Genomic DNA, 13,884 nt, shown 5'->3' with positions numbered 1-13,884 from the left:
CAAACAATGATGCAGGTGACAAACAAATATGAATGCCGGTGACAAACAGCGATAAAACAAAAGTGATGAAGGATGAAGCAAATTGAAATGATCAACGAAGCAATGATAAAAAGAAAGGACACGGGTCTGACCGAAGCAGAGATCCGGGAGATTGATCATGAGATCAGTTTATTGCCCTATAAAAAAGCAGGCGTAATCGAAGCACTTAAAGTGGTAAAACATCATAGGGGTTGGGTAAGTGACGCCAGTGTTGAAGCCGTTGCTGCTTATCTCGAAATGAGCCCTGCCGAGGTTGACAGCGTTGCTACTTTTTATAACCTGATCTTTCGAAAGCCCGTAGGGAGGCACGTGATTCTTTTATGTGACAGTATATCATGTTATGTGATGGGCTATCAGAAAATCTATGCAGCAATAAAACAAATACTCGGAATCGGTTTCGGTGAAACAACCCCCGATGGTCGGTTTACATTGTTGCCAAATGCCTGTCTCGGATGTTGTGATCGCGCACCCGCACTCATGATAGATGAGGATCTGTTCACGAATCTGAACACGGATAAGCTGGAAGAGTTGATATTGGTATATAAATGAATCCTAAGAGAAGTAAATAACATGGAACGTCCGCTGACAGAACATATAAAAACTGGTCATCCACCGCTGGACCTGGAAGGTTATGAGAGGACTGGTGGCTATACTGCTTTGCGCAGGGTGCTAGGCGGAATGTCTCCGGCTGATGTTCAACAGGTGGTAAAGGATAGTAACCTCAAAGGTCGCGGTGGGGCAGGGTTCAACACGGGCATGAAATGGAGCTTCGTGCCGATGGACGGCCAGCCTTCGGGTCCGAAATACCTGATCTGTAACGCGGATGAGATGGAGCCCGGGACATTCAAGGACCGGCTATTGATTGAAGGCAATCCTCATCAACTGATTGAAGGGATGATACTTGCGGCTTATGCTATCCAGGCCAATAAATCTTATGTATTCCTGCGATGGGCATATCGCGAGGCCGCCAGGCTCATATCGAAATCAATTGAGGAATTATATGCCGCGGGTTACCTGGGCAACAATATACTGGGTAGCGGCTATAACCTTGATATGTACCTGCATACCGGTGTCGGCAGGTATATGTGTGGTGAAGAAACCGCTTTGCTTAATGCACTGGAAGGTAAAAGGGCGACACCGCGCGCGAAACCTCCATTTCCACAGGTGAGTGGATTGTTTGGAAAACCAACAATAGTCAATAATGTAGAGACGCTATGCTGTGTTCCGCATATCATTAACAAAGGCGCGGCCTGGTTCAGGAGCCTCAGCCACAGTGAAGACAGTGGTGGTACCAAGATCTACGGTGTAAGCGGTAAAGTGAACAAGCCCGGTGCCTGGGAATTGCCAATGGGTGTAACGATGCGTGAGCTGATAGAAGATCATGCCGGGGGCATGATAGATGGGCTGAAGCTCAAAGGAGTGTTGCCGGGTGGTGCATCTACAGATTTTTTGACAACTGATCATCTTGACATTAAAATGGATTTCACATCAGTAGCTGCAGCAGGCAGCCGTTTGGGAACAGGCACGCTGGTAGTCCTTGACGATGCTACCTGTCCCGTTGGATTTGTTCATAACCTGCAACATTTTTTCGCACAGGAAAGCTGCGGCTTTTGTACGCCATGCCGTGAAGGGTTACCCTGGGTGGAAAAACTGCTGATATCGATAGAACATGGTGAAGGAAAAGAAGAAGATATGGAACTCCTCCAGATGCATGCTAAATATCTTGGACCAGGAAATACGTTTTGTGCATTGGCCCCCGGAGCGATGGAACCTTTGCAAAGCGCGATAAAATATTTCAGGGATGATTTTGACAATCATATCAAAAACAAAAAATGTCCATACAATTAAAACTTACCCTATTGACCTGATCAGTTGTTCACCGAATAATGCGGACAGTGTATGCCTACTATCAATATCGATAAGACGTCTTATACAGTCAAAGCCGGCAAAAATCTGCTCGAGGCCTGCCTTGCCCTCGGATTTGATCTGCCATACTTCTGCTGGCATCCGGCAATGGGTAGCGTTGGAGCCTGCCGGCAGTGTGCGGTGAAAGTTTTCAGGGATGATCAGGATACAAAAGGCCGCCTCGTGATGGGCTGCATGGAAAATGCAAGAGAGGGAATGTTCCTTTCAGTTGCCGATAAGGAGGCCGTCGCTTTCCGTTCGCAGGTCATTGAATGGCTGATGACCAATCATCCGCATGATTGTCCCGTTTGTGATGAAGGAGGCAGTTGCCACCTGCAGGACATGACGGTAATGACAGGACACAGTTACCGTCGCTTCCAATATAAAAAACGCACTTACAGGAATCAGTACCTTGGCCCACTGATTCACCATGAGATGAACCGGTGTATCCAATGTTACCGGTGTGTAAGATATTATCGGGACTATGCGGGTGGTAAAGATCTCAATGTATTTGCTGCTCACCATCATGTGTATTTCGGAAGGGAAAAAGATGGTGTGCTCGAAAGCCCATTCAGTGGCAACCTCGCGGAGATCTGCCCGACTGGTGTGTTCACCGATAAGTTATTGAAAGAACATTATACCAGGAAATGGGATCTTACCACTGCACCTTCGGTCTGCCAGCATTGCAGCCTGGGTTGCAATACAATCGCCGGTGAACGTTATGGAACCCTGAGGAGCATCGTTAACCGTTTCAATGGATCGGTTAACGGGTACTTTTTATGTGACCGCGGAAGGTTCGGTTATGATTTCGTAAACAGCTTAAACCGGGTGGCACGGCCGCTTGTTCGCAGCAGGGCAGTAGAATCAGTTGACGATACAACGTTAATTGAAGAACTGAGAAAGCTGATGGTTCCAAAAAAACTGGTAGGCATCGGTTCTCCAAGGGCTTCCATGGAAAGCAATTATGCCCTGATGCAACTGGTAGGAAGGGAAAACTTTTACCACGGAATAACTGAAGAACTCGCTTACATCGAAAAAAGGATCGTTGACGTTTTGCAATCAGGCAGTCTTCATCCGTGCTCCTTAAAAGAGATTGAGATGGCCGATGCAGTGCTGGTGCTTGGAGAAGATGTCTGGAACACTGCGCCGGTGATGGCGCTTTCGATCCGGCAATCGGTCATGAAAACCGCAGCCGGTGAAGCTTCCCAACAACTGGGATTGCCTGCCTGGCAGGATGCGGCCATCAGGGAGTTTGTGCAGGAAGACAAAGGCTTCCTTGCCAATATCACAGTTACCCCGTCTCCACTGGATGAAATCAGCACCATAAGCTCAATTGCCGCACCTGATGATATAGCAAGGCTTGGGTTTGCTATAGCCCATCTTCTCAATCCATCTGTACCGCCTGTGGCAAAGCTTAATGCAGAAACAGAAAAAACCGCGGGCATGATTGTCGATGCCCTGAGAACGGCGAGACGGCCGGTAATTATCAGCGGTACCTCGTGTTACAACGAAGCACTGATCAGGGCAGCTCATGCCGTTGCCTCTTCTTTAAATACAGAAGATCGGAAAGCCGGGATATCTTTCGTGATGCCGGAATGTAACAGTATGGGTCTGGCGTTGATGCGCGCACCCTCTGTTGAAGGGGCAATCAAAAGGTTGTTATTTGAACAGGACCTGAACCTTGTGGTGCTGGAAAACGATATCTACCGTTATCTCCCCTCAAAAAAAGCCGACCAGTTTTTAAAAGGTTCCAGGAACATCATAGCACTTGACACCCTCAATAATCGAACAACCGAAAGGGCCACCGTGCTTTTGCCCGCTGCTACCTTCGCTGATGGAGATGGTACGATCATCAATAATGAAGGCCGTGCTCAACGTTTCTACCAGGTTTTTGCTCCCGCAAATAACAATATCAGGGAAAGCTGGAAATGGTTATACAAACTTATCAATCTGACTTCTGCCTCAAACAATGGTCATGAACTGCACCCTGATGAATTGCTGGCAGGTCTTGAGTCATCAATGCCCCAATTCGAAGGTATAAGCGGTGCAGCTCCCGGACAGGATTTCCGGATACATGGAGAGATGATACCACGTGAACCTCATCGTTATAGCGGACGTACTGCAATGCTTGCCAATCTTTCGGTAAGCGAGCCAAAACCGCGGCAGGATTCAGATTCGCCAATGACTTTCACCATGGAAGGTTTCCAGGGTATTCCACCTTCACCACTGATACCATTTTTCTGGTCCCCGGGTTGGAACTCGGTTCAATCTGTCAACAAATACCAGCATGAACCGGGAGGAAGCCTGAAAGGTGGTGATCCGGGTCGCCGGTTATTTGAACAGAAACACCATGCGGAAACTGTTCAGTTTACCGACCCTCCGGAGGCTTTTACACAGAGAGAGCAAAAATGGCTTTTATTGCCGGCATTTCATGTTTTTGGATCGGAGGAGTTAAGCACTGCTTCAAGGGTTATCAATGAACTTGCCCCAGAACCATCTATGAATTTATCACCCCGGGATGCAGCACAGCTTCATGCCGTTGAAGGATCGATTTTGCGACTCCAGGCTGAACATGAAGAGATTGTTTTGCCATTGAAGATAAAGCAGGACTTATGTAATGGAATTGTGTTGATCACAGCTTCCGCAACAGGGATGCCTGCGGTAAAATGGGGGAGCTGGGTTAGCCTGAGAAAGTAATCATCGACAAAAAAGAAAAATACAACCGGACTACTAACATCGAATTAATATAAGCATATGACGGTTATGCAACATGTTTGGATAGTGTTGGGCGTTTTATTCGTAATGCTCAATATTGCAGCCGGCCTCATCTGGGTTGAGCGTCGCCTGCTTGCATTATGGCAGGACAGGCTCGGACCTAATCGCGCCGGCCCACTGGGCATACTCATCGTGTTAGCGGATACACTCAAGCTTTTTTTTAAAGAGGACTGGATCCCTCCGTTCGCGGATAAATGGATTTTTATTTTCGCACCGGCTATAGTAGTTGCCAGCGTGTTGATGAGCTTTGTGATCATTCCTTTTTCTCCCGGCATTGTTGTCGCGGATCTCAATGTCGGCCTTTTGTTTTTCCTTGCCATGTCATCATTAAGCGTTTATAGTATAGTGCTTGGCGGTTGGGCATCAAACAACAAATATGCATTGCTGGGCGCACTGCGTGGGGCATCACAAATGATCGCCTACGAGGTTTTTATGGGTCTTTCACTGATGGGCGTTGTTATGTTGACCGGCTCCTTTAATATGAGAGCTATTGTGGAAGCTCAGAAAGATATGTGGTTCATAGTGACACAGCCCATAGGTTTTGTTGTGTTTTTTATAGCTGGCATTGCTGAAACACACAGGCTTCCATTCGACATTCCTGAAGCTGAGAGCGAGCTGATCGCAGGTTATCATGCCGAATATTCAGGGATGAAATTCGGAATGTTCTTTATCGGTGAGTACCTCGGTATCACCCTCATTTCGGCGATGACCGTTACCCTGTTCTTTGGTGGTTGGCTGGGACCCGCATTCCTGCCGCCCCTGGTTTGGTTTGCGTTGAAGACAGTAATGTTCATTGGTTTATTCATTCTTTTACGCGCTTCGCTTCCAAGACCCCGCTACGATCAGCTGATGGAATATGGATGGAAGATACTGTTACCACTAGTACTACTCAATATCCTTGTGACCGGGGCCATCGCGTTGTGGATGAGGAACCAATAATGCAAAAACAATAATGCAAAAACAATAATGCAAAAACAATAATGCAAAAACAATAAAACGTTATATATGCTAACACACCTGCGGACAATGTGGCTGGTTTTTTTACACTTGTTCCACAAGAAAGAAACCATCCAATACCCTGAAGAAAAGATCCGGCTTGCACCACGCTGGCGCGGTCGGATCGTGCTGACTAAAGATCCCGACGGAGGCGAACGTTGTGTGGGTTGTTATCTCTGCGCTGCCGCCTGCCCGGTGGATTGTATAGCGCTTCAGGCAACGGAAGATGAGAACGGCAGGAGATACCCGGAGTTTTTCAGGATCAATTTTTCACGATGTATTTTTTGCGGATACTGCGAGGAAGCCTGTCCCACCTATGCGATCCAGCTGATACCTGACTTCGAAATGGGTGAATACCTCCGCCAGAACCTGGTGTTTGAAAAAGAAGATCTGCTCATTAACAGCCAGGGTAAGTATCCGGGATACAATTACTATAAAGTTGCAGGTGTAAATGCCGGAGTAAAGTCGAAGGGCGAAGGTGAAAAAGAAGATCCTCCGGTAGACATTCATAGCCTGTTGCCATAAACAAGGCAATAAACATATTTGACAAACAAACTAAGTCTGTAGTATCAAAACCGGTTCATATAATTATAAATAAACGATGTCTCAATTATTTTATATCGCCTCTTTCGTTGCCGTCTTTGCGACCATCATGGCACTTACGCGGTATCAACCCATTCATGCATTGCTTTACCTGGTGGTATCTTTCCTGGCTGTTGCAATGATCTTTTTATCACTGGGGTCACCGTTCGTCGCTGTTTTGGAAGTGATCATTTATGCCGGTGCCATAATAGTCCTTTTCATTTTTGTGGTAATGATGCTGAACCTGGGCAAGGATACTGCCGTACAGGAAAAAATCTGGTTGAAGCCCAGGGTCTGGTTGCTGCCGTCATTGTTGACCGGGTTATTGTTTGTCGAGATGATAATGCTGTTGGCCGGGGGCGAAGTAATGGAAGTATCGGTTGTGGATCCCAGGCGTGTATCGCTTTCACTTTATGGAGAATATATCATTGCAGTAGAGTTGGCGGGGTTCCTGCTCATGGCGGGAGTGGTAGGTGCGGCACATATTGGTAAACATACCAAAAGAAATCTTCATCGCTTTTTGCAGGATGATGATCAATTGACGAGTGAAAGAGCGGAAAGCCTGACAGAAATAAACCCGCAAATCAACAAGGAAATTCAAGAGGAAATAAATATTGTACAATGAATTCATTCACTGCCAATTCGGTTCTGATGGTTGCAGCACTGCTCTTCGTGCTGGGGCTTACCGGCGTGTTGATAAGAAAGAATATCATTTTCATGCTGATTTCCGTGGAAGTGATGTTGAATGCTGCCGGACTGGCATTTGTCGCCGCAGGTGCGCAATGGCAACAGCCCGATGGACAGGTCATGTTCCTTTTCATCCTGGCTATGGCCGCTGCAGAAATTTCTGTGGGCCTGGCACTGGTACTACAGATAAACCATCAGCATAAAACGATGGATGTAGAGGACATCAGGGAACTAAGAGACAAAAAAGAATAAACATTAATCATATACCGGCAGACTATGCTTGCAATCATCGCTGCACTACCTTTCCTTGGCTTCCTGGTATTATCACTGGCAGGCTGGCGGCTCCCGCGCAAAGCCGTTGCTTTTGTGGGGGCAGGTACCATAACCCTTGCGGCACTCCTGACCTTGTTTTATGGGATTCAGTTCATTCAAAGTCCACCAGCGGGTGGGGTTGACAGGTTATTGCTATGGCAATGGTTCAACGCCGGAAGCCTTTCCGTTTCCATGATCGTGGGCGTAGATGCCTTGTCGCTCACTTTTATTTTTGTCATCACTTTTGTAGGAGCCCTAATTCATATTTACTCAACGGGATATATGAAAAAGGACCGTGATTATGCTCGGTTTTTTGCCTGCATGAACTTGTTCGTAGGCTCGATGCTTTTATTGGTCATGGCAGATAACCTGTTGCTCATGTACCTGGGCTGGGAGGGAGTTGGAATGTGCAGCTACCTGCTCATAGGATTCTGGTATGAGTCGCCCGCTAATTGCCAGGCGGCGAACAAAGCCTTCCTTGTCACAAGAATCGGCGATACCGCAATGCTCATTGGCCTCTTCCTCTTGTTCAAACAACTGGGAACGCTTAGTATTCCGGGCATTATTGAAAAAGCACCGGAGCATTTTGCACAGGATGGATCGAACATCACCCTTATTTGTCTGCTACTACTTGCAGGGGGCATGGGTAAATCTGCCCAGTTGCCCTTACATACCTGGCTGCCGGACGCAATGGCAGGCCCTTCCCCGGTAAGTGCACTAATTCATGCTGCAACGATGGTGACGGCGGGGGTCTATCTTATTGCCAGGATGCATACGCTGTTCATGCTTTCGCCGGTTGCCATGAATGTCACGGCTATCATAGGGGCCGCCACTCTTTTTGTCGCGGGCAGCAGCGCTATGGTTCAGACGGATATCAAAAGAATACTGGCTTATTCAACGATCAGCCAGATAGGCTATATGTTTCTTGCCCTGGGACTCGGCGCGTGGAGTGCAGCCATCTTTCATTTTTTTACCCATGCTTTTTTTAAAGCACTGTTGTTCCTTGCCGCCGGCGCAGTGATCGAAGCATTGCATCATGAGCAAAATATTTTTAAAATGGGAGGCCTCAGAAATAAATTGCCGGTCATTTATTATACATTCCTTGCCGGCGCAGCATCACTTGCAGCTTTGCCATTTATCACCGCAGGATTTTTCAGCAAAGACCCAATTCTCTGGTATGCCTGGAGCAGCACCAGGGGTAATGCAATTTTATGGGTAACGGCCCTTGCAGGGGCTTTTATTACCGCCTTCTATTGTAGCCGGCTTATCATCGTTGTGTTTTTCGGCGATGTGAAAACTGCAGTACACGAATCCCCTGGCAAAATAATGACTATTCCTTTGGTGGTACTTGCTGTATTATCGCTCGTAGCAGGTTTTATTGAATGGCCACATAACATCCTTCATCTGTCTTTGTTTTCCGGTTTCGTTGAGACGGTTCTACCAGCACCTGTGCTAAAAGATGGACTTCCCTCCGAAGCCATTTTTCAGCTGATCGCAGCAGTGATTACCTTGCTGGGCGTGTATAGCGGGTACGCACTCTATCAGCTGAAAAATACAGTTACAGGTCAATGGTTGCGATCCCCGGAAAATGCAGGCACCCGCAACTTCCTGTACCAGGGTTGGGGATTTGACCGGCTCTATGACACAGTTTTTGTAAAACCTTTTGAATTTATCACGGCCATAAACAAAGCGGACATCTTTGATCGGATGTATAACGGTCTCGCACAGGTGAATCTCAGGTTTAACCGCTTGTTGTCTTTCTCTCAAAATGGTTCGCTCCGTTTATACATTGGCGGTTTCATCATAGGAATCCTCTTTATCATAACCCTACAACTGATCTTATGATGCTTGCATTGATGATCATGATTTTATTGGGAGGAGGGCTGCTGAGCTGGATCCTGGCGAAGTGGAATGCTGATCTCTCCAGGTGGATCGCACTGATCTCCGTATTGGCAGATTTTTGCTTAACCGGTTACTGGTGGAACATTTTTCGAGGGCCGGTTAACAGCGGCGCTACCTGGCTTATCGATTACAAGGCAGACTGGATTCCTTCATTTGGTATCGGGTTTCACCTGTCAATGGATGGGTTAAGTCTTGTTTTATTACTGCTCACTTTTTTTCTTGGTATACTGGCAGTGCTTTGCTCGTGGACGGAAATCAAAGAACGGAGAGGATTCTTTTTTTTCAACCTGCTATGGACAATCGCAGGTATAGCTGGAGTATTCGTCGCAATGGATCTTTTCTTATTTTATTTCTTCTGGGAGGTAATGCTGGTACCCATGTATTTCCTGATCTCCATCTGGGGAGATCAAAACCGGCGTTATGCTGCTTATAAATTTTTCATTTTTACGCAGGCTGGAGGTCTGCTTATGCTGCTGTCCATACTCGCGCTTTACTTTATACACGGCCAACAAAGCGGGACTTACACCTTTGATTATTTCAGTCTCCTGGGCACATCCATTGAGCCTTCAACAGCACGATGGATCATGTTTGGTTTCCTGTTTGCCTTTATTATCAAATTACCGGTAGTGCCTTTTCACAACTGGCTGCCTGATGCGCATAGTGAAGCTCCCACGGCAGGTAGCTTACTGCTGGCCGGACTGTTGTTAAAGACCGGCGCCTATGGCATTATCAGGTTCGTTTTGCCCCTCTTCCCGGACGCTTCAGCAGCGATATCCTGGTGGATGATCCTGGCAGGTGTTGCAGGTATAATTTATGGAGCATTACTGGCTTTTGCTCAGACAGACTTCAAGCGCCTGATTGCCTACACATCAGTCAGCCATATGGGCTTTGTTTTACTTGGCGTGTTTTCGTTCAATGAAACAGGAATGCAGGGTGCGGTAATGCAAATACTAACGCATGGTATAAGCACCGGGGCATTATTTGTACTGGCCGGAATGCTGAAAGAACGTCTGCATACCCGGGATATTGGTAAGATGGGAGGGCTATGGACAGCCATGCCACGCATGGGGGGCGTTGCGCTGTTGTTTACGATGGCTTCACTTGGTCTACCCATGTTGGGAAACTTTATTGCCGAGTTTCTGATATTGCTGGGCACATTTACTGCCAATGAACCGCTCACCGTGATAGCCAGTGTTGGTCTCGTTTTATCCGCTTTGTATTCCCTGCGAATGGTGCGTAAAGTATTCCTGGGGCCAGCGAACAGCGGCGCTTCAATAAACGATCTGAACGGGAGAGAATTGTTTATTATGGCGGCGATGTCCACAGCGATCGTTGCATTGGGGTTATACCCTCAACCGGTAATTGATATGGTAAAAACTACAGTCACGCAATTAGTGGTCCGATAACCAGTAAAATCATCCTGATGAGCGAACTTCAGTTTGACGCGCTTCTTCCTTATACCTTGCTGGCCAGTTCGTCAATGGTCATCATCCTGCTTATTGCGCTTAGGTTGAGCCATACCGTTATACAGGTTGCGGGATTCTTGTTGTTATGCCTGGTTATTGCAGCGTTGATCTATGTGAAGTCAATACTCCCTGTTTCTATTCTGCCATTGTTCCGGATAGATGGTTTCGCCCTTTTGTTCACCGGGATGATAATCTTCTGCGTGCTGATCATTGGCCTGTTTTCCTATATATATTTTGAAGAAAGGGAAGAAAATCCAAAAGAATATTATATCCTCTTATTTCTCGGCACCCTTGGAGCGGCAATACTCACTATCAGCCGTCATTTCATCTCTCTGTTTATTGGCCTTGAACTATTAAGCGTTAGCCTTTATGCCTTGATTGCATATCTCAGGACGAGGAACAATGCGGTTGAAGCCGGCATGAAATACCTTGTTCTGGCAGCGGTGTCTTCCGCTTTCCTGTTATTTGGAATGGCACTGATCTATATGGATACCGGCTCCATGGAATTTGGCGCCATTGCCGAAAAAATTACCATTTCGTCCGGCACATCTGTAATGGTCATCATGGGCGCAGGTTTTATGATCGTGGCAATCGGGTTTAAGCTGGCGCTGGTGCCGTTTCATCTCTGGGCCGCTGATGTGTACCAGGGCGCACCCGCGCCGGTTACTTCTTTTATTGCAACCGTTTCGAAAATCGGAGTATTTGCGGTACTCGTCAGGTTCGCAATAGCTATAGACCTTGGCGAATACCTCCAGGCAAGTACCGTATTCTCAGTCCTTGCTATTGCATCAATGATCGCAGGTAATATATTGGCATTGCGCCAGCAAAATATCAAACGCTTGCTGGCTTATTCATCCATCGCTCATTTTGGTTATCTCCTGGTCGCGTTTTTAACCGGTGAAGGCGCTGGGGTTGAGGCCGGAGCTTTTTACCTGCTCTCTTACAGCATTACGTTATTATCTGCTTTTGGAGTAATCACTATATTGTCTAACCGCAGGGGGGATGCCGAAGATCTTCCGTTATATCGTGGCTTATTCCGAAAAGATCCCTTGATGGCAGCCGTTCTTGCAATCGCTTTGTTTTCCCTCGCAGGTATACCGCTAACGGCAGGGTTCCCGGCAAAATTTTTTGTGATAACCGCGGGAGTCCGGCAGGATCGATGGCCAGCGGTGATCGTGCTGGTGCTGACCAGCGTGATCGGTTTGTATTATTATCTGCGGGTGATCAGTACACTGTTTGAAGTATCTACTTCAGTCGAAATCAAAGAGAAAACTTTACATCCTTTTTTTTATAGCGCGACATATCTTACTCTTGGTCTGCTGATGGTACTGCTTTGCCTCCTGGGTATATTTCCGGGAGCGATCGTGGAAGTTATCCAGGAATATCTGCTTATTAATTAATGACCGGATTCGCAATCGGGAGAGGGGGTTTTGTTTGGATTACTACCGGTAAAAAAAGCCGCCTTGTATTATCAAGGCGGCTTGCAGGGAATGACTGATCTTACTATTTTTTTGGAGCTGGCATACTTGTATTAAAAACGTCGCGATACATTTTCCAGGTACCGTCTACCGGTTTCCAGACCACAACATATTTCCCTTTATCCAACAGCTTGTTATCTGCACCGTAAACCTCGAACCTTCCTGTTTCTGCTAACAAGTCTGCATTTCCAATAACTTCTTCAGTGATGAGTTTGGCATCTTTTACTCCCATCCGGATAAACGATCCCCAAAATGATGTAGCATCTTTACCTGAAACGCCTTCACTATTTGCCGGCATGATCAGGGCATCCTGTGAATAGGCAGATGCAGCTCCCGCTGAATCGCCTTTCCTGATGCTTTCCATAAATCGGTTGTTTGAAGCTTCTACGGCAGACCGTGCTGCTGAAATGTCGAAAGTAGTGCTGTCTTTTTCATTCGCAGCGGCAACTGTACTGTCGTTGGCTGACTCGTTACACGCCACAAAGGCAAGAACAAGTACGAAAAGAATCTGGGTTTTACTTTTAAACATATAAATTATTTTGTCTAGAAGTTAACATTTTTTCTAATACGATGGAGGCACTATTATTATTTTCAACCAGGTTGTCATCGAAAGTTTAGCTACTGAGCCACCTCGTTCCCGGCACCTCAAAGATCAATTCACTGCTGTATGCGCTCGCTGGTGTTTGATAACCTGGCTTGAAGTCTCCGGAAAGAATTTTCTGTACAATGATCAGCGTGCTGTGTGCCGTGAGTGAGTATCCATCGGTAGTGACCATAGTCTCCTGCAACTTGTTCCCGGAAGCATTACTGACTTCACCCCAGATAAAACTTTTGCTCCGGCTCCGTTTTTCATCGGTTGGCCCTGGCGCCCTGCTGTTTATTTTCTTTTTTAGAAAATTTCTGACTAACCCCGTCCTGAGCAACCAGTTAAAAGAGCCCTGAATCTTCAGCAGCCGGTATGCGCCAGGCGGTACACCGGTATAAGTCTCAATATTTTCAATACCTGTCGTGAAGTACGCCGTTGACACATCCCCCCACGGTATACTCATTACAAATCTTTTTACTTTTCCATAACCCGGGATATTGCCAAATGTGATCCAGAAACCGTGTTCACCCAAAGGGACATTCACGATCTTACCATTAACTCTTCTTTTTCCACCTTCACCCAGGTTATTGATCATGGTGGTTGCGGTTCCCCGCGATAAACCTCCGCCGTTAGTAGCGAAAGCAATTTTCAAATGAGTCGCATCCGGCATCTGGTGTTTCAGAAACAGTGCTAAACAGTCGGTAGGAACCACGTCGAAACCAGCACCGGGCATAATCATAATACCTTCGTCCTTTGCTGCCGTATCAAGCAGCTTCAATGCTTCAAAAACAGCTATATCGCCGTTGATATCCAGGTAATGGGTTTTTGTCCTGAGACAGGCTTCTGCCATCGGGTTCGCAGTCTCATCAAATGGCCCCGCCGCATGCAACACGACCTCGAAGTTTGCCAGCGCCTCTTCAAGCGCCTGCCTGTCATCAAGACCAAGCACAAGGCAAGGAAAGTGCAATTCAGCGGATAGTTTTTGGAGTGCCTCTTTATTTCTACCTGCAAGGACCGGTTGAAGATGGTATTCGTTTGCATGCCTGGCAATTAACTGCCCGGTATAACCATTCGCTCCATATAACAAAAACTGGTTGGCCATGCTAACAGGTTATATAACGAAATTAATCAAAAGCGACGGCTTGGGTAAGTGTTT

The 13,884-nt window shown here is 46.8% G+C and carries 12 protein-coding genes; 10 read left to right on the top strand and 2 right to left on the bottom strand.

Annotation, left to right across the window (positions count from 1 at the left end; all coding sequences use genetic code 11):
• The first annotated feature begins 72 nt into the window (after positions 1–72).
• The 10 genes from nuoE to ACX0G7_RS01275 all read left to right on the top strand — a co-directional run bounded on the left by nuoE (position 73) and on the right by ACX0G7_RS01275 (position 12,064).
• Entirely contained in the window at positions 73–588 is a 516-nt protein-coding gene (gene nuoE, locus ACX0G7_RS01320) for an NADH-quinone oxidoreductase subunit NuoE (protein WP_458921599.1), read from the top strand.
• Positions 589–609: 21 nt separating this feature from the next.
• Positions 610–1,887 carry an NADH-quinone oxidoreductase subunit NuoF gene (gene nuoF / locus ACX0G7_RS01315; protein WP_458921598.1) on the top strand — a complete coding sequence of 426 codons (1,278 nt, stop codon included), beginning with the start codon at positions 610–612 and terminating at the stop codon, positions 1,885–1,887.
• A 51-nt stretch (positions 1,888–1,938) separates the two neighbouring features.
• Entirely contained in the window at positions 1,939–4,641 is a 2,703-nt protein-coding gene (gene nuoG, locus ACX0G7_RS01310; protein WP_458921597.1) for an NADH-quinone oxidoreductase subunit NuoG, read from the top strand.
• 57 nt (positions 4,642–4,698) lie between these two features.
• On the top strand, positions 4,699–5,658 hold the full coding sequence (gene nuoH, locus ACX0G7_RS01305; protein ID WP_458921596.1) for an NADH-quinone oxidoreductase subunit NuoH: 960 nt from the start codon (positions 4,699–4,701) through the stop codon (positions 5,656–5,658).
• A 66-nt stretch (positions 5,659–5,724) separates the two neighbouring features.
• A complete protein-coding gene (gene nuoI, locus ACX0G7_RS01300) occupies positions 5,725–6,240 on the top strand; it encodes an NADH-quinone oxidoreductase subunit NuoI (protein ID WP_458921595.1) in 516 nt (171 codons plus the stop codon).
• 76 nt (positions 6,241–6,316) lie between these two features.
• Entirely contained in the window at positions 6,317–6,922 is a 606-nt protein-coding gene (gene nuoJ, locus ACX0G7_RS01295) for an NADH-quinone oxidoreductase subunit J (protein WP_458921594.1), read from the top strand.
• On the top strand, positions 6,919–7,236 hold the full coding sequence (nuoK, locus tag ACX0G7_RS01290; RefSeq protein WP_458921593.1) for an NADH-quinone oxidoreductase subunit NuoK: 318 nt from the start codon (positions 6,919–6,921) through the stop codon (positions 7,234–7,236). Before nuoJ ends, nuoK begins: the two co-directional genes overlap by 4 nt.
• Positions 7,237–7,260: 24 nt before the next feature.
• A complete protein-coding gene (nuoL, locus tag ACX0G7_RS01285; protein WP_458921592.1) occupies positions 7,261–9,141 on the top strand; it encodes an NADH-quinone oxidoreductase subunit L in 1,881 nt (626 codons plus the stop codon).
• Complete coding sequence (locus tag ACX0G7_RS01280) at positions 9,138–10,604, top strand: complex I subunit 4 family protein (protein WP_458921591.1); 1,467 nt, start codon at positions 9,138–9,140, stop codon at positions 10,602–10,604. The genes nuoL and ACX0G7_RS01280 overlap by 4 nt, the downstream gene beginning before the upstream one ends.
• Before the next feature lie 17 nt (positions 10,605–10,621).
• Entirely contained in the window at positions 10,622–12,064 is a 1,443-nt protein-coding gene (locus ACX0G7_RS01275) for an NADH-quinone oxidoreductase subunit N (protein WP_458921590.1), read from the top strand.
• A gap of 103 nt (positions 12,065–12,167) precedes the next feature.
• Here the strand turns inward: ACX0G7_RS01275 and ACX0G7_RS01270 are convergent, their stop codons facing one another.
• On the bottom strand, positions 12,168–12,671 hold the full coding sequence (locus tag ACX0G7_RS01270; RefSeq protein ID WP_458921589.1) for a YybH family protein: 504 nt from the start codon (positions 12,669–12,671) through the stop codon (positions 12,168–12,170).
• Between the two features lie 85 nt (positions 12,672–12,756).
• Complete coding sequence (locus ACX0G7_RS01265; RefSeq protein ID WP_458921588.1) at positions 12,757–13,830, bottom strand: saccharopine dehydrogenase family protein; 1,074 nt, start codon at positions 13,828–13,830, stop codon at positions 12,757–12,759.
• Between the last annotated feature and the right edge of the window lie 54 nt (positions 13,831–13,884).

It is taken from the genome of Flavitalea antarctica, assembly GCF_054461535.1.
Note: the sequence above shows the minus strand (reverse complement) of the source record. Positions and strands in the feature narration are given on the sequence as shown.